Source organism: Brevundimonas sp. AC546, assembly GCF_979258305.1.
This window is the reverse complement of sequence record NZ_OZ409849.1, coordinates 2,885,217-2,911,042: the sequence shown is the minus strand read 5'-3', so window position 1 is coordinate 2,911,042 and position 25,826 is coordinate 2,885,217. Positions and strand designations below refer to the sequence as shown.

General features: G+C 65.8%; 32 protein-coding genes. 11 read left to right on the top strand and 21 right to left on the bottom strand.

From position 1 onward, the window contains the following. Positions 1-52 precede the first annotated feature (52 nt). From ACZZZD_RS14390 to ACZZZD_RS14370, 5 genes are read left to right on the top strand one after another with little or no spacing between them, the layout of a single operon-like run. Positions 53-580, top strand: coding sequence for an N-acetyltransferase family protein (locus ACZZZD_RS14390; RefSeq protein WP_463435862.1), 528 nt, complete (start codon positions 53-55; stop codon positions 578-580). 14 nt (positions 581-594) lie between these two features. Continuing rightward, positions 595-882 carry a nucleotidyltransferase family protein gene (locus ACZZZD_RS14385; RefSeq protein ID WP_463435860.1) on the top strand — a complete coding sequence of 96 codons (288 nt, stop codon included), beginning with the start codon at positions 595-597 and terminating at the stop codon, positions 880-882. A 19-nt stretch (positions 883-901) separates the two neighbouring features. After that, positions 902-1,204 (top strand): HepT-like ribonuclease domain-containing protein, encoded by a 303-nt coding sequence (locus ACZZZD_RS14380; RefSeq protein WP_463435858.1) that lies wholly within the window; start codon positions 902-904, stop codon positions 1,202-1,204. After that, positions 1,204-2,382, top strand: a complete 1,179-nt coding sequence (locus ACZZZD_RS14375; RefSeq protein ID WP_463435856.1) for a vWA domain-containing protein — start codon at positions 1,204-1,206, stop codon at positions 2,380-2,382. The genes ACZZZD_RS14380 and ACZZZD_RS14375 overlap by 1 nt, the downstream gene beginning before the upstream one ends. Positions 2,383-2,436: 54 nt before the next feature. Then, positions 2,437-2,934 (top strand): hypothetical protein, encoded by a 498-nt coding sequence (locus ACZZZD_RS14370; protein ID WP_463435854.1) that lies wholly within the window; start codon positions 2,437-2,439, stop codon positions 2,932-2,934. 68 nt (positions 2,935-3,002) lie between these two features. Here the strand turns inward: ACZZZD_RS14370 and ACZZZD_RS14365 are convergent, their stop codons facing one another. The 15 genes from ACZZZD_RS14365 to ACZZZD_RS14295 all read right to left on the bottom strand — a co-directional run bounded on the left by ACZZZD_RS14365 (position 3,003) and on the right by ACZZZD_RS14295 (position 16,960). Beyond that, positions 3,003-3,182, bottom strand: coding sequence for a CsbD family protein (locus ACZZZD_RS14365; RefSeq protein WP_463435852.1), 180 nt, complete (start codon positions 3,180-3,182; stop codon positions 3,003-3,005). Between the two features lie 82 nt (positions 3,183-3,264). Beyond that, a complete protein-coding gene (locus tag ACZZZD_RS14360) occupies positions 3,265-3,708 on the bottom strand; it encodes an NUDIX domain-containing protein (protein ID WP_463435850.1) in 444 nt (147 codons plus the stop codon). 15 nt (positions 3,709-3,723) lie between these two features. Beyond that, entirely contained in the window at positions 3,724-4,764 is a 1,041-nt protein-coding gene (locus tag ACZZZD_RS14355) for a sensor histidine kinase (protein WP_463435848.1), read from the bottom strand. Beyond that, positions 4,761-5,186, bottom strand: a complete 426-nt coding sequence (locus ACZZZD_RS14350) for a response regulator (protein ID WP_463435847.1) — start codon at positions 5,184-5,186, stop codon at positions 4,761-4,763. Before ACZZZD_RS14350 ends, ACZZZD_RS14355 begins: the two co-directional genes overlap by 4 nt. Next, positions 5,183-6,637: a sensor histidine kinase gene (locus tag ACZZZD_RS14345; protein ID WP_463435845.1), complete on the bottom strand. Its 1,455-nt coding sequence runs from the start codon at positions 6,635-6,637 to the stop codon at positions 5,183-5,185. The genes ACZZZD_RS14350 and ACZZZD_RS14345 overlap by 4 nt, the downstream gene beginning before the upstream one ends. Before the next feature lie 145 nt (positions 6,638-6,782). After that, a complete protein-coding gene (gene flhA / locus ACZZZD_RS14340; protein WP_463436144.1) occupies positions 6,783-8,882 on the bottom strand; it encodes a flagellar biosynthesis protein FlhA in 2,100 nt (699 codons plus the stop codon). A gap of 10 nt (positions 8,883-8,892) precedes the next feature. Then, positions 8,893-9,789: a class A beta-lactamase gene (gene bla, locus ACZZZD_RS14335; protein WP_463435844.1), complete on the bottom strand. Its 897-nt coding sequence runs from the start codon at positions 9,787-9,789 to the stop codon at positions 8,893-8,895. A gap of 2 nt (positions 9,790-9,791) precedes the next feature. Then, positions 9,792-11,201, bottom strand: coding sequence for a sigma-54-dependent transcriptional regulator FlbD (gene flbD / locus ACZZZD_RS14330; RefSeq protein ID WP_463435842.1), 1,410 nt, complete (start codon positions 11,199-11,201; stop codon positions 9,792-9,794). A 40-nt stretch (positions 11,202-11,241) separates the two neighbouring features. Next, a complete protein-coding gene (gene fliN, locus ACZZZD_RS14325) occupies positions 11,242-11,574 on the bottom strand; it encodes a flagellar motor switch protein FliN (protein WP_135195017.1) in 333 nt (110 codons plus the stop codon). After that, positions 11,574-12,236 (bottom strand): FliH/SctL family protein, encoded by a 663-nt coding sequence (locus tag ACZZZD_RS14320; protein WP_463435840.1) that lies wholly within the window; start codon positions 12,234-12,236, stop codon positions 11,574-11,576. The genes fliN and ACZZZD_RS14320 overlap by 1 nt, the downstream gene beginning before the upstream one ends. A gap of 1 nt (position 12,237) precedes the next feature. Beyond that, positions 12,238-13,272: a flagellar motor switch protein FliG gene (gene fliG / locus ACZZZD_RS14315; RefSeq protein ID WP_135195015.1), complete on the bottom strand. Its 1,035-nt coding sequence runs from the start codon at positions 13,270-13,272 to the stop codon at positions 12,238-12,240. Further along, a complete protein-coding gene (fliF, locus tag ACZZZD_RS14310; protein ID WP_463435839.1) occupies positions 13,272-14,909 on the bottom strand; it encodes a flagellar basal-body MS-ring/collar protein FliF in 1,638 nt (545 codons plus the stop codon). The genes fliG and fliF overlap by 1 nt, the downstream gene beginning before the upstream one ends. Positions 14,910-14,997: 88 nt before the next feature. Next, positions 14,998-16,020: an alpha/beta fold hydrolase gene (locus ACZZZD_RS14305; protein WP_463435838.1), complete on the bottom strand. Its 1,023-nt coding sequence runs from the start codon at positions 16,018-16,020 to the stop codon at positions 14,998-15,000. Between the two features lie 21 nt (positions 16,021-16,041). Further along, positions 16,042-16,668, bottom strand: coding sequence for a uracil-DNA glycosylase family protein (locus tag ACZZZD_RS14300; RefSeq protein ID WP_463435836.1), 627 nt, complete (start codon positions 16,666-16,668; stop codon positions 16,042-16,044). Continuing rightward, positions 16,658-16,960, bottom strand: coding sequence for a DUF3253 domain-containing protein (locus ACZZZD_RS14295; protein WP_463435834.1), 303 nt, complete (start codon positions 16,958-16,960; stop codon positions 16,658-16,660). The genes ACZZZD_RS14300 and ACZZZD_RS14295 overlap by 11 nt, the downstream gene beginning before the upstream one ends. A gap of 47 nt (positions 16,961-17,007) precedes the next feature. Between ACZZZD_RS14295 and ACZZZD_RS14290 the strand changes: the two genes are divergently transcribed. From ACZZZD_RS14290 to ACZZZD_RS14280, 3 genes are read left to right on the top strand one after another with little or no spacing between them, the layout of a single operon-like run. Next, entirely contained in the window at positions 17,008-17,439 is a 432-nt protein-coding gene (locus ACZZZD_RS14290; protein ID WP_463435832.1) for a PaaI family thioesterase, read from the top strand. Beyond that, positions 17,436-17,942: a MarR family winged helix-turn-helix transcriptional regulator gene (locus tag ACZZZD_RS14285; protein WP_463435830.1), complete on the top strand. Its 507-nt coding sequence runs from the start codon at positions 17,436-17,438 to the stop codon at positions 17,940-17,942. The genes ACZZZD_RS14290 and ACZZZD_RS14285 overlap by 4 nt, the downstream gene beginning before the upstream one ends. A gap of 38 nt (positions 17,943-17,980) precedes the next feature. Then, on the top strand, positions 17,981-19,090 hold the full coding sequence (locus ACZZZD_RS14280) for a dipeptidase (protein ID WP_463435828.1): 1,110 nt from the start codon (positions 17,981-17,983) through the stop codon (positions 19,088-19,090). Between the two features lie 21 nt (positions 19,091-19,111). Here ACZZZD_RS14280 and ACZZZD_RS14275 read toward each other — a convergent pair whose 3' ends face one another. The 5 genes from ACZZZD_RS14275 to ACZZZD_RS14255 all read right to left on the bottom strand — a co-directional run bounded on the left by ACZZZD_RS14275 (position 19,112) and on the right by ACZZZD_RS14255 (position 22,798). After that, positions 19,112-20,383, bottom strand: a complete 1,272-nt coding sequence (locus ACZZZD_RS14275) for a NupC/NupG family nucleoside CNT transporter (RefSeq protein ID WP_463435827.1) — start codon at positions 20,381-20,383, stop codon at positions 19,112-19,114. Positions 20,384-20,470: 87 nt separating this feature from the next. Continuing rightward, complete coding sequence (locus tag ACZZZD_RS14270; protein WP_463435826.1) at positions 20,471-20,899, bottom strand: DoxX family protein; 429 nt, start codon at positions 20,897-20,899, stop codon at positions 20,471-20,473. Further along, positions 20,896-21,660: an HvfC/BufC family peptide modification chaperone gene (locus ACZZZD_RS14265; RefSeq protein WP_463435824.1), complete on the bottom strand. Its 765-nt coding sequence runs from the start codon at positions 21,658-21,660 to the stop codon at positions 20,896-20,898. Before ACZZZD_RS14265 ends, ACZZZD_RS14270 begins: the two co-directional genes overlap by 4 nt. Continuing rightward, positions 21,657-22,505, bottom strand: coding sequence for an MNIO family bufferin maturase (gene bufB / locus ACZZZD_RS14260; protein WP_463435822.1), 849 nt, complete (start codon positions 22,503-22,505; stop codon positions 21,657-21,659). The genes ACZZZD_RS14265 and bufB overlap by 4 nt, the downstream gene beginning before the upstream one ends. Continuing rightward, positions 22,505-22,798 (bottom strand): BufA1 family periplasmic bufferin-type metallophore, encoded by a 294-nt coding sequence (locus ACZZZD_RS14255; protein ID WP_159849779.1) that lies wholly within the window; start codon positions 22,796-22,798, stop codon positions 22,505-22,507. The genes bufB and ACZZZD_RS14255 overlap by 1 nt, the downstream gene beginning before the upstream one ends. Positions 22,799-22,951: 153 nt before the next feature. Here ACZZZD_RS14255 and ACZZZD_RS14250 point away from each other — a divergent pair, with 153 nt between their 5' ends. Both ACZZZD_RS14250 and ACZZZD_RS14245 read left to right on the top strand, forming a co-directional pair. Next, positions 22,952-23,494, top strand: coding sequence for a sigma-70 family RNA polymerase sigma factor (locus ACZZZD_RS14250; protein ID WP_159849777.1), 543 nt, complete (start codon positions 22,952-22,954; stop codon positions 23,492-23,494). Continuing rightward, positions 23,484-24,119: an NrsF family protein gene (locus ACZZZD_RS14245; RefSeq protein WP_463435820.1), complete on the top strand. Its 636-nt coding sequence runs from the start codon at positions 23,484-23,486 to the stop codon at positions 24,117-24,119. Before ACZZZD_RS14250 ends, ACZZZD_RS14245 begins: the two co-directional genes overlap by 11 nt. Positions 24,120-24,123: 4 nt before the next feature. Here the strand turns inward: ACZZZD_RS14245 and ACZZZD_RS14240 are convergent, their stop codons facing one another. Then, entirely contained in the window at positions 24,124-25,002 is an 879-nt protein-coding gene (locus ACZZZD_RS14240; RefSeq protein ID WP_463435818.1) for a branched-chain amino acid aminotransferase, read from the bottom strand. Between the two features lie 88 nt (positions 25,003-25,090). Between ACZZZD_RS14240 and ACZZZD_RS14235 the strand changes: the two genes are divergently transcribed. Further along, positions 25,091-25,822 carry a response regulator gene (locus tag ACZZZD_RS14235; protein ID WP_463436142.1) on the top strand — a complete coding sequence of 244 codons (732 nt, stop codon included), beginning with the start codon at positions 25,091-25,093 and terminating at the stop codon, positions 25,820-25,822. Positions 25,823-25,826: the final 4 nt, after the last annotated feature.

Sequence of the window (25,826 nt, the reverse complement as noted above, 5' to 3'; positions counted from 1 at the left end):
ATTCGCCCTTGTCGCCGGTGACGCGCAGGCCATCCCGCTGTAGAGCCGGGCCATGACCGAGATCATGATCCGCCCCGCCCGCCCCGGCGACGCCGCCGCCCTGGGCGCCCTGGGCCGCCAGACCTTCATCGACACCTTCGTCGAGGGGTTCGGCATCCCCTATCCCGAGGCCGATCTGAACGCCTTCCTGGACGCCAGCTTCGATACCGAACCGACGCTGAAGAAGCTGGCCGAGCCGGGCGCCGCCTGGTGGGTGGCGGAACGAGACGGCGAACTGCTGGCCTTCGCCAACGCAGGCCCCAACGGATTGCCACACCCAGAGGCCCGCCCCGAACACATGGAACTGCGCCGTCTCTATGTGTCCAAGACCGCCCAAGGTTTGGGCCTGGGCACGCAACTGCTGACCCTGTCGCTAGACTGGATGGACGCCCATACGAAAGGTCCGCTGTGGATCGGCGTCTGGAGCGGCAACGACAAGGCCCAGCGCCTCTACGCCGCCTACGGCTTCGAGAAGGCCGGCCAATACGAATACCCCGTCGGCGCCTGGCGCGACCACGAGTTCATCTTGCGGCGCGGATAGACTATATTGTCGATATGACCCGCGCCGAACTGCTGGAAAAACTGCGCGACCTGAAGCCCTGGCTCGAAGAGCAGGGCATCGTCAACGTGCGCCTGTTCGGCAGCTACGCCCGCGATGAAGCCGGACCGGACAGCGATGTCGATCTGCTGGTGGACTTGTCGCAACCGTTGGGTCTGCGGTTCTATAGTCTTGCCGAGGAATTGACGGACAAGGTCGGCAAGGAGGTTGACCTGCTTACGTCGAAGGGCCTCCGCAATCCCTACGTCCGCGCATCCGCGTTGAGGGATTGTGTTGAGATCTGACCGCGCAGACCGCGGCCTTTTGGCGGATATCCACGAATCGACCGATTTGATTTCGCGCTACATCGACGGACTTTCATTCGACGCGTTCGAAGCCGATTCTCTGCGACGGGATGCGACGGCCTTCAGACTTTTGATCATCGGAGAGGCGGCAGGAAAATTGTCCCCCGCCGTGACTGAAAAGCTTCCTGACATCGACTGGCGCGGCATGTTGGGCCTTCGCCACCGATTGGCGCACGATTACGGATCAACCGACTTCAGCGTCATCTGGGCCATCGCCAGCATCGAAGTTCCCCGTTTGGCGCAAGGGCTCGAAAACCTCTGATGCTGCTGCCCTTCTTCACCGCCCTGCGCGACGCCAAGGTCCCGGTGTCGATGAAGGAATGGCTCCATCTGATGGAGGCCATGGATCGCGATCTGGCGGGGCGCGAGGTCGAGACCTTCTATCACCTGTCACGCGCCGTCCTGGTCAAGGACGAGAAACATTATGATCGGTTCGATCAGGTGTTCGGGACGGTGTTCAAGGGGGTGGAGTCGGTCGGCGCGGGCGAGGACCTGACGACCGACATTCCCGAGGACTGGCTGCGGCTGCTGAACGAGAAATATCTGACCGAAGAAGAGAAGGCTCAGATCGAGGCGCTAGGCGGGTTCGACAAGCTGATGAAGACGCTACAACAGCGGCTGGAAGAACAGCATGAACGCCATTCGGGCGGCTCCAAATGGATCGGCACGGGCGGGACCAGCCCCTTCGGTCATGGCGGCTACAATCCCGAAGGCGTGCGCATTGGCGGGCCGGGCAAGCACGGCCGGGCGGTCAAGGTGTGGGAGAAGCGCGAGTTCAAAAATCTGGACGACACGGTCGAGCTGGGCACGCGCAACATCAAGGTGGCGCTTCGTCGTCTGCGCCGCTTCGCGCGGCAGGGAGCGGCCGAGGAACTGGACATCGACGGCACCATCGACGGCACGGCCCGCCAGGGCTGGCTGGACATCCAGATGCGGCCCGAGCGGCGCAACACGATCAAGGTACTGCTGTTCCTCGACATCGGGGGCTCGATGGACGGCCATATCAAACTGGTCGAGGAACTGTTTTCGGCGGCCAAGACCGAATTCAAGAACCTGGAGTTCTTTTACTTCCACAACTGCCTCTACGAAGGCGTCTGGAAGGACAACCGGCGTCGGCACACCGAGCGGATCGCGACCTGGGACCTGCTGCACAAATATCCCGGCGACTGGCGCGCCATCTTCGTGGGGGATGCGACCATGTCCCCCTATGAGATCACCATGCCGGGCGGTTCGGTCGAGCACTGGAACGAGGAGGCCGGCGCCGTCTGGATGAAGCGGGCGCGCCAGCAGTGGGAGAAGTCGGTATGGCTGAACCCGGTGCAAGAACGCTATTGGGACTATACCGCCTCGGTCGGCCTGCTGCGCGAGGTGATGGAGCAGCGGATGTTTCCCCTGACGCTGGAAGGGCTCGACAAGGCGATGCGCGCCCTGACAAGGTAGGGTTCGCGTCCTGGGCGAGTTCTGCCCGGCGTATTGTTTCGAGGGGCCTTGTCCATGATCGCCGCCGCATTCGCCCTGCTTCTGTTTCAGCAACCTGCCCCGACCGTGGTGTGGGCGGCGCCTGCGCCAGACGCCGTGGTCGAGACACCCGCGCCGACGGTTCACCATTCCGTCCCGGCGTGGGGCCTGGCCGACCCGTTCGGCTTCGAGCGCGCACGGTGCAGTCCGCTGGTGCGCGGCGCCAAGTCGATGGAGGTCTGCCAGACCGAGGTGCGCGAACAGTTGGCGCTGGCCATGGGACCCGACCTGCCCGAGGCCCTGCGTCCCGTCGGCATGGCGGGCGACTGCCAGATGATCCGGGCTGACGCCGGCGGCTCGGCCTATGCCGTTCAGTGCGGGCCGCAATCGCGCGCGGCCAGCGCTCCATCGTCCTTGCGGGAAATGGATTGCCGCCCCCGTCCGGTCGAAGGCGGTTTCAGTTCGGAATGCCGCCCAGTCGACACAAGGACCAGCAAGGGCCTGTCGATCAATCTCTGGGGCGACAAGGACTGATCGCAACGCAGGAACGCCGCCCGCTTTCACGGACGGCGCCTCGTCTCTTCGCGCAGTTCTAGTGAGGCTTAGGCCTTGTCGCGGAAGCTGTCCTTGACGCCGCCGACGGCGTTCTGGACCTTGCCTTCGACCTGATCGGCCTTGCCTTCGGCTTGCAATTTGGTGTCGCCGGTTACCTTGCCAGCAGCTTCCTTGATCTTGCCGCCCATATTCTTGGCGGCGCCTTCGATACGGTCGTTATCAGCCATCTAGGCTCTCCTCTTTCATCGCCCCGACATGCGTTGCGGGTTGAAAAGAAAACGAGAAAGGCCCGGGCCCGTTCCGTAAGGCTCAGCTTGGTCGACGTAGCCAGACGGCGACCGCCCAGGCGTGGGAATCATGACGCAGCCGGGAAATGGCGAAGGTGGCGTCCAGCCAGACCAGTGTGTGGTCGTCCTCGCATTTGGCGGCCGGGTTTTCGGCCGTGACCGTCGCCGTCCAGAACCCGCCGACGTTGTTCACCGGCTCGCGCGTCGAGCGCACGAAATATTGGCTGGCCTCGGCGATGCGATTCAGCGGCGTGATCGTCAGGCCAGTCTCCTCGACGAACTCGCGCGTCAGGGCCTGGACCTCGGTCTCCTCGACATCGAGCCCCCCGCCCGGCAGGTCAAAATAGGGACCCGTCTCACGCTCGACGCGCACGCAGGCGATCAGGCCGTCACGTTCAACGATGCCGAACGCCGTGGCGCGGTGACGATAGTCTGAAACGGGATTACGAACGCCGAACTGCAACATCACGAACTCTGACCCCTAGAGGTCGAACGACAACCGGGCGCGCACGCCCTTGTGAGCGCCGTCGAACTCGACAGCGGAGCGCAGTCCCGACGCCATCGCCGAGATGATCTTGCCGCCCAGGCCCGTGCCCTTGGGCGTGCCGTCGCCCATGCCAGGACCGTCGTCCTCGACCATCAGAGCCACGCGACTGTCGCCCTCGCGGCGCAGATGGACGCGGATTTCGCCGCCCTGCCCCGGGGTGTAGGCGTATTTGACCGCGTTGGTGACAAGTTCGGTGACGATCACGCCGATGGACACCGCTTGATCGGTCGTGACCGACAGAGGCTCGGCATCCAGCGTCAACCGGGGCGATCCCTCGTCCGGACCGATGGACTTGGACAGTTCGTCCATCAATCCCACCAAATACTCGTCCATGGCGACGCTGCTCATGTCGCCGGACGTGTAGAGGCGACGGTGGACGTGGGCGACCGCCTCGATGCGCGCCTGCGATTCGCGCAAGGCGTCCTTGGCGCCTTGGTCGGTGATGTGTCGCATCTGCAGCGACATGAAGCTGGACACCAGTTGCAGCGAGTTGCCGACGCGGTGGTTGACCTCGCGCAGCATGGCCTCGGCCCGGTCGCGCGCCAGGCGGATTTCTTCCTGGGCGAGGTCGTTCTCGCGTTGCAGCCGACGCCGCAGCAGGGCGTCTTCCAGCGCGGCGCGCAGCAGGGAAGTAAAGTCCTCCGACACGTCCTTGATGACATAGTCGGCGGCGCCCGCTCGAAGAGCCGCAACCGCGATCCGTCCATCCTGCGCGCCCGTCACATAGACGACGGGCGGTGGTTCGTTCAGCGCAAGGATGTCGGGCAGCACATCCAGGCCGTCGCGCGTCGGCATATAGTGGTCCAGGGCGCAGACATCGTATGCGTTGGACCGAAGAAGCTCCAACCCCGCATCCCCATCGGGCGCGCAGGTGACGGCATAGCCGTGACGCCCGAACTCCTTCTCGACCAGCCGAGACAGGCCCCGGTCGTCGTCGATATAGAGCAGGCGAATGGCCTGGGGCGTGTGGATCACTCGATCTCCGGCGCCTGGATGACCGACAGGAACAAGCCAAGCTGGCGGATGGCGCCGGCGAAGGATTCATAATCGACGGGCTTGGTGATGTAGACGTTGCAGCCTAGGTCGTAGCAGCGCTGGATCTCGACCTTGTCGTCCGTCGTCGTCAGAACCACGACCGGCGCGCGCTTCAGGCGGTCGTTGCCCTTCACCTTCTCCAGAATGTCAGTTCCCGACATATCAGGCAGATTCAGGTCAAGCAGGATCAACAGCGGGCCATTGGCCAGGATCTCGTCGCTGAACAGATAGTCCAACGCCGCGCCGCCTTCATCGAAATGCTTGATTTCGTTGTTGATGTTGGCCCGGCGGATGTTCTTTTCGATCAGCTTGGCGTGGCCGTGGTCGTCTTCGACCATGATGATTTTGACGGGTTGCGTCACAGCGCGCCTCCGGGTTCTGCTACGATCAGTCGTTTGGGGAATTTCAGCAAGAAAGTCGAGCCCTTACCTAGCTCGGACTCGACGTCGATAGTGCCGCCGATGCGGCGAACGCTGTTGCGCACGAAGGCAAGCCCCAGCCCTTCACCCGAGCGATCCTGCTTGCCGGACCGGCGGAACAGCTCGAAGATCCGTTCGTGGTCGCGCGGCGCGATGCCGCGTCCGTTGTCGGCGACCCGATAGACGACCCAGCCGCCCGGCACGTCCTCGCCCGACACCACGATCTCGCCCGATCGGCTCGCGTCCAGATATTTGACGGCGTTGTCGATCAGATTGCCGACGATCTGCTCCATCGAAAGGCGGTCGCTGTCGATGCTGGGCAGGTCCTGAACCTCGATCCGCGCACCGGACGCCTCGGTCTGGTGGTGGACGCTGTCGGCGATGTTCTGGGCCATGGCTGTCATGTCCAAGGTCTCAGGCGCCAGGTTGCGACGCCCCTCGCGCGAAAGCTTCAGGATGGCGTTGATCAGCCGGTCCATCTTTTCGGTCGAGGCGCGGATGAAGCCGATAGCCTCGGGCATGTCCTCGCGCACCGCCATGACCACGTCGGAATCGACGACGCGCGTCTTTTCGGCCTCTTCGATCGCCTGGTTTATGACCTTGCCGGCCTGCTCCAGTTCGGAGGTGTAGCCCATCACATTCACCAGAGGCGCGCGCAGGTCGTGGCTGACGATGTAGGCGAAGCGCTGGATTTCCTCGTTGGCGCGCATCAGGTCGCCAGTGCGTTCGCGGACCTTGTCTTCCAGTCCGGCGTTGGCGGCATCCAGTGTCGCGCGGGCGCTCTGGATTTCCGAGACGTAGCGACGCACCATCCAGGCTGACAGCAGCGCCAGCACGATCACCAGCAGGCCCCCTATGGCGTTCATCGTCACCGTCAGCACGCCGAACTGTTCCGACGCCCTCCTCCGTTCAGTGATACGGGCGGACTTGAGCGCGTCGAAGGCGTCCACGGCGGCCCGCAGCTCGTCCATGTAGCGCTTGCCCTCGCCGGAGCGGACGGACTGGATCGCCTGGCCAATTCTTCCCTGCTGCGCCAGCGTCACGGTCCGTTCCATCTCGGCCCACTTCATGTCGGCCAGGCGATGGATGCGGTCGATCGGCGCCTTCAGCGTTGGATCCTGCGCTGCTCCTTCGTCGAGGAAGGCGATGGCTGGCTTCATCTCCTCCTGCGCCTGCCGATAGGGCTGCAGGAAGTCGCTACGCCCGGTCAGCAGGAAGCCACGCTGTGCGGTTTCGGCATTCAACATGGAGATCAGGGTGGTGCGTGATGCACGCCGCATCTGCTGGGCGTGCTCGATCGTTTCATTTACCGACGCCGTTCGCTGAATCATCACGAACGTAGTGGCATTGACAAGGATCAGCAGCCCGAAGACCAGGATCAGAATGGCCGACATCGAGCGCGCTAACGACGACGTGCGGGTGAAGTCGCGCAATCGCGACCATTGGGACCGGGGACTTGGGATCATGACGGTGGAGCTTTAGCGGCGTGGTGCGCCGCGTCAAACGTCAAACTGTTTCTGCCGCGTTTACAGGCCGTTGTTAGACTTGGCCCAGTGTACGCAAACGTGCCTTCGGATGAATTTCGTTCTGGCTCATCACGACGGTTTGCCCCCGGAACCGCTCGATGATCGACCGGACGTAGGGTCGGGTCATCGGCCCCGTCAGCAGCACGGGATTCTCGCCCATCATGGCGATCCGCTCGAAGGTGTCGCGGACGGCGCGGATGAAGTCCTGAAGCCGCGACGGCGCCATCGCCAACTGCTTGTCCTCGCCCTGACCGATCAGGCTTTCGGCGAAGGCGTTTTCCCATTCCGGCGACAAGGTCACGATCGGCAAGGCGCCCTCGCCGTCCTTGTTCTGCCAGCATAGCTGGCGGCCCAGGCGCGCGCGAACGTGTTCGACCAGGGTGGTGACGCTGGTGCTGTGCGGCGCCGCCTCGGCCAGGCCTTCCAGGATGGCGGGCAGGTCGCGGATCGACACCTTCTCGCGCAGCAGCGCCTGAAGCACGCGTTGCAGAGTAGTGACCGTGACGACGCTGGGGACCAGTTCCTCGACCAGCTTCTTCTCTTCGGTCCCCAAGTCCTTCAGCAGCTTCTGCACCTCCGCATAGGACAGCAGGTCCGCCATGTTTTCCTTCAGGATCTCGGTCAGGTGGGTGGTCAGCACCGTGGACGGATCGACCAGGGTATAGCCCCGGAATGTCGCCTCCTCGCGCATCCCTTCTTCGATCCAGGTGGCGGGCAGACCGAAGGCCGGCTCGCGCATGTGCTCGCCCGGCAGTTCGACCTGACGCCCCGACGGATCCATCGCCATCAGATGCCCTAGGCGCACCTCGCCCGCGCCGCTCTCCATCTCCTTGATGCGGATCGCGTAGCCCTGGGTGGGTAGGCGCATGTTGTCGAGGATGCGCACCTGGGGAATGACGAAGCCGTATTCCTGAGCCAGCGAACGACGCAAGGCGCGGATCTGATCGGTCAGGCGGCGGCCTTCCAGATCGTTGATCAGGCTGAGTAGCGAATAGCCCAGCTCGATCTTCACCTCGTCGATGGTCAGGATGTTGGCGATCGGTTCTTCGACATCCTCCTTGGGCTTGGCGGCGGCGGCGGTCGCGGCGATCTCGGCCTCGGTCGGCTGCGGCTTCAGCCTGTTGCGGCCCAGCCTCCAAGCCATGAAACCCGAGCCGATCGCCAAGGCCGCGAACGGCAGCAGAGGCATGCCGGGGATCAGGCCGATCAGGCCGGCTGCACCCGACACCACGCCCAGCGACACCGGGTTGGTGGCCAGTTGGGTGACCATGGCCTTGTCCGCCGTGCCCTCGACGCCCGCCTTGGACACCAGGAAGCCGGCGGCGATGGAGATGATGATGGCCGGAACCTGCGTCACCAAGCCGTCGCCGATGGTCAGCTGGACATAGGTGTTGGCAGCCTCCATCGCCGGCATGCCGTGCTGCAGCGTGCCGATCAGGATGCCGCCGATGGCGTTGATGAAGGTGATGATCAGGCCTGCGACGGCGTCGCCGCGCACGAATTTGGACGCGCCGTCCATTGCGCCGAAGAAGGTCGATTCCTGCTCCAGCTCCTTGCGACGCAGCTTGGCCTGCTCCTCGGTGATCAGGCCGCTGGACAGATCGGCGTCGATGGCCATCTGCTTGCCCGGCATGGAGTCCAGGGTGAAGCGGGCGGACACTTCGGCGATCCGGGTCGAACCCTTGGTGATGACGACGAAGTTCACCACCAGGATGATGGCGAAGATGATCACCCCGATGATGAAGTTGCCGCCCATCATCAGCTGACCGAAGGCGTTGATCACCTGACCGGCGGCGTCGTGGCCTTCCTGGCCATGGGTCAGGATCAGACGCGTCGAGGCCAGGTTCAGACCCAGGCGGAACAGGGTCGAGACCAGCAGCACGGTGGGGAAGATGGCGAAGTCCAGCGGCCGCTTCATCATCACGGCCGTCATCAGGATCAGCACAGACGAGACCAGCGAGATCGCCAGCAGTAGGTCCAGAAGCATTTTCGGGACCGGCAGGATCAGCAGCATGATCACGCCGATCACGCCGACAGCCATCAGCACTTCGCCGCGGTTGACCCAGCCCAAGACGTCGCGCCCGGTGGGGCGCGCCATGCCGTCCTTCATCATGGTGGGTGTGTCAGTCACGGCCCAGCGCCTTCAGGGCGCGGCGCGTCGCCTCGGCGATCACGGCGTCGCGTTGATCGTCGGTCGCCTCGGACGCGCCGGTGAAATAGGCGGCCAACAGAACCGGCGAACCCGACAGCGGCGTCAGCATGCCGATGTCGTTGGTCGCGCCGTTGGATCCGGTCCCGGTCTTGTGCGCGACGGTCCAGCCCTGGGGCGCGCCCGCCTTGATGCGGTTCGCACCCGTAGGCGAGGCGATCATCCAGCCGCTGATCAGTTGATCATGCGCCGGCGTCAGCCGATCACTGAACGCCAGCTCGCGGATGTTGGCGATAGTCTGGTCCGGCAGGCAGGTGTCGCGCGGATCGTTGGGCAGGGCGGTGTTCAGGTCCGGCTCCAGGCGCGAGATGACGGTGGTTGTGTCGCCGAACGTCGGCCACCACGAACGCCATACGGCGATTCCACCCATTTCGCGGATCAGGATATTGGCCGCCGGATTGTCGCTGACCTCGACCGCCGCCTGCATCAGTTCGCGGATCGTCAGGGTGCGGCCGATGGCTTTTTCGGTCACCGGCGCGTGGGGGATCATGTCCGCCCGCGTGATCGCGACGGCGCGGTCCAACTGTTCTTCCTCGCGCTGCACCCGCTCCAGCGTGGCGACGGCGAGGAAGGCCTTGAAGGTCGAGCAGAAGGCGAACCGCTCCTGGCCGCGCCAGGACACCCGACGCTGGCTTCCGACATCCAGAGCCGCCACGCCCAGCCGTCCGCCATGGCGCTCTTCCAGATCGTTCAGCAGAAAGGGTTGCGGGGCCTCCTCGGCCTTGGGTTCGTCGCGTTGCGGATAGCAGCCGGCAAGCGCCAGCGCGCCCGCCCCGCCGATCAGCGTCCTGCGATCGAACCCGGTCGCCATCCTCAGGCCGCGTAGCCCGAGGCCGAGACGCCGCTCATGGGCGCAGGAATGGCTGTGCCCTCATCGGAATATTCGTTCAGCTTGTTGCGCAGGGTGCGGATCGAGATGCCCAGGATATTGGCCGCATGGGTGCGGTTGCCCAGGCAGTGGGTCAGGGTGTCCAGGATCAGCGTCTTTTCCATCGCCGCCACCGTCTGGCCCACGAAGCTGCGGGTCACGGCGTCGGCGGCTTGGGCGGCGCGGGCGGCGATGCCCCCCTGCCCGCCGTCATAGGCATTGCCCGTCATCGCGCCGCCTTGACCCGACAGCGGCTGACCGTCCGGCAGGCGGATGGCGTCCACGTCGATCTCGGAGCCGACCGCCAGCAGCACCGCGCGGTGCATGGCGTTTTCAAGCTCGCGGACGTTGCCGGGCCAGCGATGGGCGGCGATGGCGTGGCGCGCCTGGGCCGAGATCGGGCGAACCGGCACGCCGTTGGCGGCGGCGTATTTCTTGATGAAGTGGTCGGCCAGAACGACGATGTCGCCAGGACGTTCGCGCAATGACGGCAGGCGCAGGTTCACCACGTTCAGGCGATATAGCAGGTCCTCGCGGAACACGCCTTCCGCCACGGCCTTGGCGAGATCGCGGTTCGAGGTGGCGATGATGCGGATGTTGACCGAGACCGGCTTGGAGCCGCCGACGCGGTCGATGACCCGCTCTTGGATGGCGCGCAGCAGCTTGGCCTGAAGCCGGGCGTCCATCTCCGAGATTTCGTCCAGCAGCAGCGTGCCGCCGTCGGCTTCCTCGAACTTGCCGATGCGGCGCGCGACGGCGCCGGTGAAGGCGCCCTTCTCGTGCCCGAACAGTTCGGATTCCAGCAGGTTGTCGGGAATGGCGGCGCAGTTGACGCTGATGAAAGGGCGTTCGGCGCGGCGCGAATGCTCGTGCAGATACCGGGCCATCACCTCCTTGCCGACGCCGCTTTCGCCGGTGATCAGGATCGAGGCTTCCGAGCGCGCGACCTGGTCGGCCAGTTGCAGCACCGCCTTCATCGACGGGTCGGCCGAGATCATCGGCTTTTCGTCGTCTGCGACGGCCGACAGGACGGCGGCGATCAGTTCCGCATCGGGCGGAAGCGGGATGAACTCCTTGGCGCCGGCCTTGATCGCGGCGGCGGCCTCGCGTGCATCGGCGTCGATGCCGAAGGCCACGACCGGGATGGTGATCCGCTCGGCCTCGTTGGCGGCGATCAGGGCGGCGATGTCCAGCTTGTAATCGACCATCAGCAGGTCCGCGCCCTGCCCCCGGCGCAGTTGTTCGGTCGCCTGGTCGGCGCGCTCGACGTGATTAACCTTGGCGCCGTGCGCCATTGCCATCTTCACCGCCGAAGCGAGCTGCCCGCTCAGTCTGCCTACCACCAGAAGACGCATCGTTCTTCTCCTCTAATCTCTGTTTCGAACGCGTCGCCGCTTAGGCGCCGCTGTCCTCGGTCTTGATGATTTCCGTCATGGTCACGCCCAGCCGGTCGTCGACGACGACGACCTCGCCGCGCGCGATCAGGCGGTTGTTGACGAAGATGTCGATCGCCTCGCCGACCTTGCGGTCCAGCTCCAGCACCGATCCCTTGTTCAGCTTCAGCAGCTGGGCCACCGACATGTGCGACTTGCCCAGAACGGCCGAGATGTTGACCGGCACGTCGAAGACGGTGGCCAGATCGGCGGCGGTCTTGTCGCCGTGATCGTCGATCGGCGGCGGGCCGGAAAGGCTGGAGAATTCCTCCAGCGCCAGATCGTCGGATGCCATCAGAACATGCTCCTATCGACGGGAAGGGATTCGGCGTGTCCAGCCTCGGCAGCCAAGGCGGCCGTCAGCGCCTCGGCGACACGGTCGGCGGACCCCTTGGGATCATGATCGGCGCGACCGTCGGCCCATTCCAGTTGGAAGGCTGTCTGCGCCATGCCCGATTCGTCGCGGAAGGCGACCACGCCGGTGAAGCCGCTGTCGGCGCAGGCCTGCTGGATCAGGGCGCGCGCCTCGTCGTCCAGGCCCGCGGTCCGCACCACCAGGCGAGGCGAGGCGTCGATCTCCTGCGCCAGCATCTCCAGCGCGGCCTTCAGCGGCGCCTGCGGGAAACGCTCCAGCGCGGCCCCGCCGATGGCGCGGGCGGCTGCCAAGGCCAGGGCGGCGGACTGTTCACGATGGGCCTGAGCCACGGCCTTCAGCGTCGGCACGGCCGAGGCCACCGACTGGGCGATGTTGCTCAGGGCCAGGGCGCGGATGTGCTCGATCTCGCCCAGCGCCTGCTGACGCGCTTCCAGCCGGCCTTGCGCCACCAAGGCCTCGACCTCGGCGGGCAGATACGAGCGCTTGGCCGGCGTCCAGGCGCCGGGACGCACCACCGTGCCGTCTGCGTCGAACTCGGTGTCGAAAGCGAAGAGGTGACGGATTTCGGGGGACTGGGTCATATCAGTAGATCAGCTCGTCGTCGGAGCCTTGGCCGGCCAGCATGATGTCGCCCTTGGCGGCCAGGTCCTTGGCCACCTGAACCATCGCCATCTGCGCCGCATCGACGTCCTTCAGACGCACCGGGCCCATCGATTCCATGTCTTCGCGCATGATCTTGGAGGCGCGTTCGGACATGTTGGAGAAGAACATCTCGCGCAGCCCCTCCGAGGCGCCCTTCAGCGCCAGGCCCAGCGAATCCTTGTCCACGCCGCGCAGCAGGGTCTGGACGCCGCCGGGATCCAGCTTGGACAGATCCTCAAACACGAACATCAGGGCGCGGATGCGCTCGGCCGACTCGCGATTGCGCTCTTCCAGGGCGCCGATGAATCGGGCTTCGGTCTGACGGTCGAAGCTGTTGAAGATGTCTGCCATCATCTCGTGGCTGTCGCGCTTGGACGTGCGCGCCAGGTTCGACATGAATTCGGTGCGCAGCGTCGCCTCGATCTTGTCCAGTATTTCGCGCTGCACCGGCTCCATCCGCAGCATGCGCTGCACGCACTCCAGGGCGAAATCTTCGGGCAGGCTGGTCAGCACGCGGGCGGCGTGATCTGAGCGCACCTTGGACAGGATGACGGCGACCGTCTGGGGGTATTCGTTCTTCAGATAGTTGGCGAGGACGGCCTCGTTCACATTGCCCAGCTTGTCCCACATGGTGCGACCGGCCGGCCCCCGGATCTCTTCCATCAGGCCGTCGACGCGATCCTTGGGCAGGAAGGCAGCCAGCAGCTTCTGCGTCTGTTCGTAGCTGCCCATGACCGAGCCCGAGCCTGACAGGCCCGAGACGAACTCGATCATCAGGGCCTCGACGGCCTCGGCGCTGACATTGCCCAGCGTCGCCATGGCCTGCGAGATCTCCTTGACCTCGTCGTCGTCCAGACGCTCCCACAGGGCGGTGTGCTCTTCGCCCAGCGCCAGCAGGATGACGGCGGCCTTCTCCGGCCCCGTCAGCTTGTTGGGGTCGTCGATCGCAGCCTTCTTGTTGACCAGCTTCGCCATCAGCCTTCGGCCACCCAGGTGCGCAGGATGCCGGCGGCGTCATCGGGATGGGCCTGGACGAAGTCGGCGACCTTCTTGACCGAGGATGCCTTCACCTGACCCTCGATACGGGCGATGTCGATTTTCTGGTCCATCTCGGTCGGGGCGGGCAGCTGAACCAGTTGGGGCTGTCCGTCGGCGCCGATCACCGTTGTCGTCACCGCCGTCACCGGCATGCCGTTGGCGCCGATGACGGCCGGCAGGTTCGTCCCGCCCGATGCCGTCTTCAGCAACGGACGCAGTACGAAGAAGATCAACAGCAGGGCGACGACCGTCAGTATGCCCAGCTCGACGAAGCGCATGATGTCGTTCTTGGAGAAGTCCAGCAGCGACGACTTGCCCTCCAGGCCGCCGGCGATGCCGGTGTCGTGGTTGAAGCGGACGTTGATGACCTCGATCTTGTCGCCGCGCGTCTCGTCGATGCCGGCGGCGGCGGCGACCAGAGACTTGATCTGGGCGATCTCCTCGGCCGTGCGCGGTGCATAGGTCGGCTCGCCCTTGCCGTCGGCGGCAGGCGTCCACTTGCCGTCCACGGCGACGGCGACGGCCAGCTTCTTGACCTCGCCCGGTTCCTTGGTCGTGGTCGTGGTGGTCTTGGAGATTTCGTAGTTGGTGGTCTCGGCGTTCTCGGTGTTGGTCGAGCCGGCCGGGGTCGCGCCGGGCGCCGCGCCGCCGGGGATATTGTTCGTGGCGGTGACGCCGCCGTCGGGCTGGGCGGTGTTGTCTGCGGATTGCGAGCCGTTGGTGGTGGTCGAGCGGACGACCTGGCCATCGGGATCGAACTTCTCTTCCTGGGTGGTCGCGCGGCTCTGATCGATGTCGGCCGTCACTTGCACACGGGCGGAACCGATGCCGACGACGCCTTCGACGATGTCCTTGATGCGCGCCTGAAGCTGGCTCTCGGTATTGCCCTTGGCCTCGGCGGCGGAGGCCGAGGAGAAGGCGCCGTCGTCGCTGCCCGCGGCCAAGGTGCGGTTGTTCTGATCGGCGACGGTGACGCGGTCCGGCTTCAGGTTCGGCACCGACGAGGCCACCAGGTTGCGGATCGCCCGCACCTGATCCGCACTCAGGTCACGGCCGCCAAGCCCCACCAGAACGGCAGCGGTCGGATCGCCAGCGGCGGAGGTGAACATCTCGCGGCGCGGCATGGTGATGTGGACGCGGGCGGCGGTGATGCCGCGCATCGACATGATGGTGCGCGACAGTTCGCCCTGCAGCGCGCGCTGCTCGTTCAACTGCTGCTGGAACTCGGTCTGGCCCAGGACGGACTGATTGTCGAACAGCTCGTAGCCGACCGACCCCGAGGTCACGAGGCCCTTCTCGGCCACCAGCATCCGCGCCGTGCCCACGTCGTCGCGGTTGACCATGACGGTCGAGCCGTCGCCCTTGGACGTGTATTTGATACCGGCCTGATCCAGGGCGGTGGTGATCTCGCTGGCTTCGCGCAGATCGAGGTTGGAATAGAGCAGCGCGTCGGGCGCCTGGCCCATGCGCAGCATGACGGCGACCAGCACGGCAGCCACGCCCGCGGCGACGCCGAGGACCGCGGCCAGACGGCCGATCCCGAACTTCTGCAACGCCGCTGTGAAGCCGCCCACGCGTCCCCGCCCCATACACGCGGGAGACACAAACGCCCCGCTAGGCAGAAAATGCCGCCTTGATGGTAAACGTCGCGTTAAGAGACGTTTACGGGCGTGCCGAAGATCGGGCTTCCAACTGTGGCAACACCGCCGGCGCACCCGACGGCAGGGCCGCCTTAGGATCCTTCAGCCAGGACACCACGTCGCGATAGACGATCTCGGCGTCCAGATCGCGGTTCAGCAGATGCCAGCCGTTCGGATACCAGGCCGTGCGCAGCGTGCCACCCTCGGCCTCGGCGTGGCGCAAGGCCAGCCGCATCGGCCCCCTCTTCACCACCTCGTCATGGGCGCCGTACATCAGAATGGCGTCGCCCCGGATGCGGCCCAGGCTGCGCGACGAGGTCTCCATCAGATCGACCAGCCCATAGACGGTGTCGAACCGCGTCGCGAGAATGCTCATCGGATCGCGCCCGTTGCGGATCAGCTCCAGCGTATTGGACGAGGCGTGGATGTCGCGGGTGATGAACTCGGGCGGTTCCAGCGCCACGTCGCCCAGCGCCCGCGCGGCGATATTCAGCGCCGTGCTGTTCAACGGCCCTTGCGTCGACCAGCCCCAGACGCCGGGGGCCAGCAACACCACCCGATCCGCATCCGGCGGATTGTCCGAACCAAAGGCCGCCGCCGTCACCGACCCACCCATGCTCTCGCCCACCACGGCGATGACGGCGTTGGGATAACGAGCCCGAGCCATGGCTGTGATCTCGCGCAGGTCGTCGGTCATTCTCTGTTCGCCGGCCCACTCGCCCCGCCCCGGCGCCGCGCCGAACCCGCGCTGGTCGTAGGACCAGGTCTCGATCCCCTGCTCGGCCCACCACGGCCCCGCCAGACGGAAGCTGGCGTCGTGGTCGTTCATGCCGTGAAGCGCCACGATCACCGCCCAGGGCGCGCGATCTGTCGGCCCCCAGTGCAGGTAGGGCAGCCGCGCACCGTCCGACATGACAAGCGCACGATCCTCGACGTGAGAGCCGACGAACCCGACGGGCGGCGTCAATGCCGGCTGAATATAGGGCGTGGCGCAGGCGGACAGGACGAGCGTGGCCGCAAGCGGGACCAGTCTGGAGAATTTCACGACCATTCGTCCCCTACGACCTCACGACAGAACTGGATCGCGGCGTTCGCGAGACTCAGCGGAAGTCAGAATGCCCCGACCCCGTTCCCGCAGATAAGGAACCACCTCAGCCTCGAACCAAGGGTTCCTCCTCAGCCAAGCCGTGTTGCGCCAGGACGGATGCGGCAGCGCCAGCAGGTCAGGGGCATATTCACGCCACGCCTGCACCGTCTCGGTCATGTTCCGCTTGGCCCGATCCCCCAGCGCCCAGGCCTGGGCATAGCCGCCGACCAGCAGGGTCAGCTCCATCTGCGGCAGGGCCTCCAGCAACTGCGGCCGCCAAAGCTCGGCACACCGCGTCGGCGGTGGATAGTCCCCGCCTTTGGGCGCCGTGCCGGGATAGCAGAAGGCCTGGGCCGCCACCCCGATGCGGTGATCGGCGTAGAAGGTCTCGTAGTCCACGCCCATCCAGTCGCGCAGCCTATCACCCGACGGGTCGGTGAATGGCAGGCCGCTTTCGTGCACTCGCCGCCCCGGAGCCTGGCCGCAGATCAGCAGCCGCGTCTCGGGAAAGACCCGCACCACCGGACGCGGCGTGTGCGGCAACACGCCCGCGCAGGCGCGACAGGCGCGGATGTCGCTCAGGACCTCTTCGAGATCAGTCGTCATCGCCCTCGACGACCGACGGGCGGCGGCTCAGCGCTAGGGCCGTCTCTTCCTCGGTCGCTTGACGCAGGCGCGTCACGCCGCGAACGTGGTCCGGGTCGACCGGCTTGCCCTTCTTGGTGATGGTCAGCTTGCCCTGGCGCATCAGGCTCAGCGCGATGGCGCGGACCTTGGGCAACATGCGCTGCCACTGCTCCGGCTGTAGCTCTTTGGCCACTTCGGCGGGCTCAATGCTCTTGCCGGGCTCCAGCGCGGCAATTTTGTTCAGGATTGCGGTTTCGATCGGATCGCTCATTGCGCCTATATGCTGCAACGCACGCCCATAAGTAAGGCCGAGTCTGCATGCCCAAGAAAATCACCATCACCGAAGGCGAGTTCGCCGGTTGGCAGACCTACGATCTGCACGACACCTTCGACACCGTCGTCGGCCCATTCTACGGCAAGCCCGACGCCGACGGGCACATGCGCTGCGCCTTTCGCGCCGAGCAGAAGCACATGAACGCAGGCGATCGGATGCATGGCGGCTGCCTGATGACCTTCGCCGACATCGCCATGTTCCAGATCGCCTATCAGGAGATGGAGGGCGCCTCGGGCGTCACGGTCCAATTGGACTCCACCTTCATCGACGGCGGCTATGTCGGCGAACTGATCGAAGCGACGGGCCAGGTCACCAAGGCGGGCAAGAGCCTGATCTTCGTGCGCGGCCAGATCAACACCGGCGAGCGCCTGCTGATGACCTTCTCCGGCGTCATCCGCAAGTTCACGCCCCGGTGACGGACTACAGCCGCAGTTTCGGCGGTGCGGCCCTGGGCGCCCGGCTGCGCCGCGCCTCCGAACGGATCGATCGCGATGGCACGCGCGTCTATGCAGCTCAGGGGATCGCGTTCGAGCAGCGCTGGTACGGGATCCTGCGCCAGTTGGTCGAACACAACCGGCCCATGGCGGTGGGCGAGATCGCCGCCATCTTGAAGATCACTCACGCCTCCGTCAGCGAGGCCAGCCGCTCGATGGACAAGGCCGGCCTGATCGCCTCCACGACCGCCCCCGAGGACGCCCGCCGCCGCTTGCTGCATCTCACGGCCAAGGGGAACGCTCTTGCGGCCGAACTGGCCCCCCTGTGGGCCGCCTTTAATAGTGCGGCGATGGAGTTGAATGCCGAGGCCGGAGACCTGGTCGATCTGCTCGACCGTCTCGATGACGCCTTGGACCGCCACTCCATGTTCGACCGGATCCTGTCCAAAATTTCACTGGACCCAAACGAGGCCGAAGACGAATAGGTAGGTCCCTACGCATTCTTGGGATGGAGCCTGAGGCCATGATCATTTCCCGCCGCCTGCTGCTGGGTGCAGCCGCCGCCTCCTCGGTCTCGGCCTGTGCGGGCTTGCCCCGTCCCTCGGCCGTGGACGCTACGCAAGTTTATCGCGACGCCATCGTGATCAACGGCAATCTGATCCTGCCCATCGATCCCGACACGCCTCTGGACAAGGAGACGCGCGACATCATCAAGGCGTCGGGCCTGACGGCGGCCAAACTGACCATCGGCGGATCCGGCGGCGAGACACGGGCCGAAACCGCCGCCTCCATCGCCGTCATCGACAAGACCGTGGCGCTGAACCCCGACGTCTACATGAAGATCGCCTCGACGGCCGACTTCGCCCGCGCCAAGGCGGCCGGCAAGCTGGGCATCATCTATTCGTTCGAAGCGGCCGAAATGCTGGAAGGCGACATCGACGCCATCGACCAGTTCCACGCCGCCGGCGTGCTGGTGATGGGCCTGAGCTACAACCTGACCACCCCCTTCGCCTCGGGCACGATGTCGCCGATCTCCACAGGCCTCACGGACCTGGGCCATGAGGCGGTGGGCCGCATGAACGCCCGTGGCGTCACGGTCGATGTCAGCCACAGCGACGAACCTTCGAGCCTGGGCGCGATCGCTGCGTCCAAGAAGCCGGTGCTGGTCACCCATGCCGGCGCCAGCGCCGTGCACGCCCATCCCCGCAACAAATCCGACCGGCTGATGCGCGCCCTGGCCCTGGGCGGCGGCGTCATGGGCATTTACGAACTCAGCTATCTGACGACCGCGCCGGCCCAGCCCTCGCTGGACGTCTATTTCGCCCACCTGACCCACGCCCTGGAAATCTGCGGCGAGGACCATGTCGGGATCGGCAGCGACGCCCTGCTCTGGCCGTTCGACACCTCGCCCGAAAGCATGGCCCAGTGGAATGAAAGCCTGGAACAGCGAAAGGCCTCGGGCGTCGCCGCGCCGGGCGAAGGGCCGCCGCCGTTCGTGACGGAACTGAACCGCCCCGACCGATGCGCCGTCATCGCCGACGGCCTGGCCAAGCGAGGCTATCGCGCCCGGAGCATCGACAAGATCCTGGGCGGCAACTTCCAGCGTGTCTTCGCCGAGACCTGGACGGCCTGAGGCCGCCCCGGCCGTGTTCGATCAGCCGAACACGGCCGCCGGCATGACCCCGACGATGGCTGCGCTCATGGCCGTGGCCATGAAGCCGGCGAACAGGGCCTTCCAGATCAGGCCCAGCACCTCTTCGCGCCGCTCGGGCATCAGCACCGACAGGCCGGTCACGGTGATCCCGACCGAGCCGATGTTGGCGAAGCCGCACAGGGCGTATGTCATCAGCATCCGGGTGCGCTCGCTCATGGCGTCAGCCGGGATCTTGCCCAGGTCGATGAAGGCCACGAACTCGGTCAGCGCCAGTTTGACGCCCAGCAACAAGCCCGCCTGCCCCGCCTCACGCGCATCGACGCCGATCAGCCAGGCCAGAGGCGTCAGCAGGACGCCAAGAATACGCTCGACCGTCAGCGGCTCGCCGAAGACGATGAAGCCGCCCAGCATGACGTTGACCAGGGCCACCAGGGCCACGAAGACGATCAGCACCGCCGAGATGTTCAACACCACCATCAGGCCGTCCGACGTGCCCTTCGAGATGGCGTCGATGGCGCTGTCGTATTTCAGCGCCGAGTCGTAGCTGATGGCCTGGGCGGCCTCCTTGTTGGGTTCCGGCACCATGATCCGCGCCAGCAACACGCCGGCCGGGGCCGAGACGATGGAGGCCACCAGCACGTGGCCGGCGGCGTTGGGCAGGGTCTGCGACAGGATGCTGGCGTAGGCGACCATGGTCGAACCGGCGACCGTCGCCAGGCCCACGGTCATCATCAGGAAGATTTCGGACCGGCTCAACTTGTCCAGATAGGCCTTGATGACGATCGGGCTCTCGATGGTTCCAAGGAAGATGTTGGCCGCCACAGCCAGGGCCGAGGCCCCGCCCAAGCCCATGGTCCGCTGGAAAAGCAGGCCAAAGCCGCGGATCAGCCACTTCAAGATCTTCCAGTGCCACAGCAACGCCGACAGGGCCGAGATCACCATGATCAGCGGCAAGACATTGAAGGCGAAGGTGAACAGGGCGCCTTCGTTCTGCACCGCATAGGGCTGATCACCGCCGCCCAGATAGCCGAACACGAACCGCGTCCCCTGGGCCGTCGCCACCGCCAGGCCGTCGATGGCGCCCGTCACCGCCGTCAGGACGGCGCGCGATCCCGGAATGGCGAACAGGGCCAGGACCAGACCGGCCTGAACCAGCACGGCGCCGATCGCCAGCTTCCACGGGAACACACGACGGTTCTCGGAAAACGCCCAGCAGACGGCGACGATGACAACCAGGCCGAACAGGCTCTGGAGGTTCAGGAGGCTGAACATGAAAGACGATCCCCGTATCCGGCGGGTCCGCCGGTCTCACCCCGCTTCAAGGACAAAGTGACGCGGCTGGCAAGAGGCCCGGGTGGATCAGTCGATCTTCAGCAACCGATCCAGGCTGATGGCGCCCGGCCCACGCGCGATCAGATAGGCCAGCGGACCGGCCCAGAGCAGGTGCGTCGGCCAGCCGCCCGGCTCGATGAACACTTGGATCACCAGGGTCATGAACAGCAAGGCCGCCGCCGCCGGGCGGGTCACCAGACCCAGCACGATCAGGATCGGGAACAGGTGCTCGGAATAGGTCGCCATATGGGCCGCCACGTCGGGCGACAGCAGGGGCACGCGATATTCCTCGGCGAACAGATACTGGGTCGAGGGCGTGATGGTGAGCAGCCCCTCGACCTTGGTCCGGCCCGACAGGAAGAAGGGCGCGGCGATCCCGACGCGCAGCAGCAGGGCCAGCCCCGCCTCCGGCACGGCGGCGGTGATCCTCTGGTGGATTTGGGTGACGGGGTTCATGGTCGGACCTTGGTGTTCGGGGTTGAATTGAAGACGCCGCGCGCCAGCAGGCCGGCGAACAGGGCGGGAAGATCGGCATTGGGCCGGGCGTCCTTGGCCGCCGCTGCAGCGACGCCGAACGGCCGCCCCTTGCGGCAGGCGTCCAGGAAGGCCCATTCGGCCCGCGTCACCCGATCCGCCTCGACCACCCTGCCCGGCCGGCGAACCAGCAAGCCCTCAGGCTCGGCGCGCCAGTCGAGCGGAACCTCGGTCTGGGGATATCGGTGCGCCAGCCACAGCGATGGGGCGGTCCACTCGAACCAGAACAGCCGGACCGATGGATGCAGCCGCCCTGTCATCCCGGCCAGCCCCAGCCCCAGGGCGCCGGCCTGTCGCGCATCCAGCGGCGCGGCGTCCTCGGCCAGATGCGCCTCGGTCCAGGCCCTATCCAGCCGCGCGCAGGGGGCAAGATAGGCCATGTCCCGCGCCGGCTCGAACCGCGCCAGCCAATCGGGGAAGTTCACTCCGTAGTCCGCCATGACCGGCGCGTCGCCGGGCTGTTGTTCTACGAAGTCGCGGGCGGCGGCGCGGAACCATTCCTCGCCGACCATCTGCAACACGGTCGGATAGTTGGCCTCCAGGGCGTCGATTCGTCCCTTGAGCGCGGTGTTGCGATAGACGGCCAGGGCGCCCAGCGTCCGGTCGCCCGGCTCCAGGTGGGGCCACAAGGCGTCGAAATCCCCGCTCAGGGCCGCATCGAAGGCAGCGTGAAAGGCGGTCATAAAAGGATCTCCACGGCGGCCAGCGCCTGGGCGGCGCGCGCCTGTTCGGCCAGCAGCACCGAGAATTCAGGAATGTCGCCGTCACGCTCGACCAGCGTGGGCCGGGCGCCAATGCGCGACACCAATCGGTCGTGCAGAGCCCAGACGGCCTCGGACACCGGGGCGTCATGGCTGTCGATCAACAGGGCCTCGCCCCAGACCGGGTCAGGGCGATGGCCCGCCAGATGGATTTCACCGACCAGCTCGCCCGGCACGGCGTCCAGCCAGGCCTCGGCCAGGAACCCCATGTTGGAGGCGCTGACATGGACATTGTTCACGTCGATCAGCAGGCCGCAGCCCGTGCGGCGAGCGATCTCGACCAGGAAATCCACCTCGTCCCAGTCATGATCGGCCAGGGCCAGATAGGCGGACGGGTTCTCGATCAACAAGGGCCGTCCCAGGGCGCGCTGCGCCTCGTCCACATGGTCGCACACCAGGGTCAGCATCTCGCGGCTGCGCGGCACGGGCAGAAGATCGGGGTGATAGACCCCGCCGCGTCGCGACCAGGCCAGATGCTCGGACACCACGAAGGGTTCGAACCGGTCGATCAGGGCGCGGAAGCGGGCCAGATGCTCGACATCAGGCCTTTCGTCGCCGGCCAGGGACATTCCCACCCCGTGCAGCGATAGCGGCCACGCGGCGCGCATCGTCTCCAGCCACGACAGGCGAGGACCGCCGGCGACCATGTAGTTCTCGGGATGAACCTCGAACCACAGGCCGCTCTGGGCTCCGACCGCCGGACAGGCCGCGGCCTCCGAATAGTGCTGGGGCTTCAGACCCAGTCCAGCGGTCGGAAACGGGGACATCAGCGGTTCGGGATCGCGGTCAGCGAACCATTGCCCTTGGGCGTCTGGATCGAGGCGCAGGTGCCCTTGGCGACCAGCTTCCAGGAGTTGCCCTGATAGTCGCGAACCGACGTGGCGGCGCAGGTCGTGCCGGGACCGGCGGCGCAATCGTTCTGACCGGCCTTGGCCACGCCGTAGCATTTTTCCATCGCGTTCTCTTGTTGCGCGGTAGGACGGTTTTGCGCGGCGGCGGCGTTTGCGCCGAGAGCCAGCAGGGCGCCTGCGCCGATCATCATCTTGAGAGGGGTGTTCATGGGATCGTTTCCTGTGTGAGGGTCGATCCGTGGCGGATCGGCCTGACAGGAAAGGGTTCGATGTCGATGCGGCGAATGTTACCGAAAATATTTCGACCGATTTTCACGCCGACCCTGTAACCTCCGTCCTGTCCGGCGCGAATGGGGAACTGCGTGGTCGACAAGGAAGCCGAGCTCAAACGTCTGATGTTGCGGGGCCTCGATGGAGATCCCGTGGCCTGGCGCGCCCTTCTGTCCGAAATGCGCGGCGCTCTGACGCCCTTCTTCAAACGTCGCCTGATCGGCCATGAAGCCGATGCGGAGGATCTTGTGCAGGACTGCCTGATCGCCATTCATGCCAAGCGCGCGACCTATGATCGGTCGCTGCCGTTTACGGCCTGGGCCTATGCGATCGCCCGCTACAAGCTGATCGACCACTTCCGTCGCCAGGGTCGCCGCCACGACGTGCCGCTGGAGGAGGCGTCGGTTCTGCTGGCCGAGCATACCGTCGAAGACGGCGTGGTCCGGCGCGATCTGAAGAAGGTTCTGTCCATCCTGCCGCTGCGCCAGCGCCGCCTGGTCGAAGACGTCCGCATCGGCGGCTTCAGCCTGGCCGAGGCCGCCGCCCGCAACGGCTTCACCGAGGGCGCGGCCAAGGTCAGCGTCCACCGTTCCATGAAGACGCTGGTCGCCAGCGTGGACTCCCATGAAGACTGACGACCTCATCGACGCCCTGGCTGCGGGTCTTGAGCCGGCCAAGCCCGCTCGACCCAACCCCGCCCTGCTGGCGGTGTCCGTCCTTGCAGCCGTCACGGCGGTGATCCTGCTGCTGGGTGTGCGCCCCGACCTGGGTCAGGCGCTTCAGGCGCCGACGCCGTGGTTGAAGGCGATCTACACGGCGGCGCTCGCCGGAACCGCGATCTGGTTGGCGACGCGCCTGGGCCGACCCGGCGTCGATCCGCGCCCAGCAGCCGTCGCCTTGATGTCTATCGTCGGCGTCGTGGTTCTGTGGGGCGGGATCGAAATGAGCCTGACGCCGCCCGACCAACGCCTGGCGAGTTGGCTGGGCCAGACCTGGACCATCTGCGGGCGCAACATTCTGCTGGTCTCGGCCTTCGCCGCGCCGCTGGTCTTCCTGTCCGTGCGCAAGCTTGCGCCGACACGTCCTGCGGCGGCCGGACTGGCCCTGGGCATGGCGGCGGGCGGTATCGCCGCCACAGCCTACGGCCTGCTGCATTGCGGAGAAGCCACTGCCGCCTTCGTCGCCACCTGGTATACGTTGGGCGTCGCGACGGCGGGCCTGATCGGCGCCGCCGTCGGCCGCTTCGCCCTGCGTTGGTAGAGCCTTAGAGCTGGCCGCGCACCAGCTTGCCGTAGTGGTCCATCAGGTCCAGCGACAGGGCGCCGGGGGTGAAGCGATACTCGCCTACTTCGGCGACCGGCGTCACTTCGACGGCGGTGCCGGTCAGGAAGCACTCGGAGAAGTCCGACAGTTCTTCCGGCAGGATGTCGCGCACCACGACCTCGATGCCCTTCTCGTGGGCGATCTCGATCACTGTCTGGCGGGTGATGCCGTCCAGGATGTGCTCGACCTTGGGCGTGTGGATGACGCCGTCCTTGATGAAGAAGACGTTGGCGCCGGTTGCCTCGGCGACATAGCCGCGCCAGTCCAGCATCAGGGCGTCGGCGAAACCGTTACGCTCTGCTGTGTTCTTGGACATGGTGCAGATCATGTACAGACCCGCCGCCTTGGCCGTCGTCGGCGCCGTCGCCGGATCGGGACGACGCCACTTGGACCATTCCAGACGCAGGCCGCGCGCCTTGACCTCGGGGTCGAAATAGCTGGGCCAGTCCCACACGGCGATGGCCAGATGGACCTTGTTGTTCAGGGCCGAAACGCTGGTCTGTTCCGGGCCGAGGTAGGCGACGGGACGGACGTAGCAGTCCGTCAGGCCGTTCTTGGCGCAGGTTTCCTTACAGAAGGCGTCGATTTCAGCGACGCTGTAGGGTATCTCGAAATCGAGCAGGTTGGCGGACCGCTTCAGGCGCTCGGAATGCTGCGTCAGCTTGAAGATTTCGCCAGCGTACATACGCTCACCCTCGAAGACCGACGAGCCATAGTGCAGGGCATGGGTCAGAACGTGCGTTTTCGCTTCCCTCCAGGGGACGAAATCGCCATTCACCCAGATCCAGCCGTCACGATCGTCGAAAGGAACGAAGGCCATTGAAATACGTCTCCCGCGAAATTGACGGTGTTAGAGCCTCACGAATCGCTCAGGTCAACGCCGGAAGCGGGGGAAACGTCGCATGAGCATGACGGAATCGCGCTCGCACGGCCGTTCAGGCCCCATCGCCGGCCCCGGCGTGGGCCGCCATCTGTTGATTGTCGATGACGACGATCGCATCCGCGAGCTGCTGAAGGAATTCCTGGCGCGCGAGGGCTACCGGGTCACCGGCGCCGCCCACGCCGCCGCCGCCAAGCGGATGATGGAACTGATCGAATTCGACCTGGTCGTGCTGGACGTCATGATGCCGGGCGAAAGCGGGCTGGACCTGACCAGCTGGGTTCGCGGCAAGGCCGAACTGTCCAAGACGCCGGTGCTGCTACTGACCGCACGCGGCGATCCCGAGGACCGGATCGAGGGCCTGTCGCGCGGCGCCGACGACTATATGTCCAAGCCCTTCGAACCGCGAGAGTTGGTCCTGCGTATCGACGCCATCCTGCGCCGCACCGGGGGCAAGCCGATCGGTCCCAAGGAGGTCAAGCTGGGCGCCGCCGTCTTCGACATGGAACGGCTGGAACTGATCCGCGACGGCGCGCCCCAGCGCCTGACCGAGGCGGAGGCGCAACTGCTCAAGACCCTGGCCTTGCACGCCCATGCCCCCGTCGAACGAATGAGCCTGTCGCCAGACACCGCCGACATCACCGGCCGCGCCGTGGACGTTCAGGTCACCCGCCTGCGCCGCAAACTGGAAGTCGACCCCAAGAACCCGCGCTATCTCCAGACGGTGCGCGGCGTCGGCTATATGCTGGCGCCCGACTGATCCG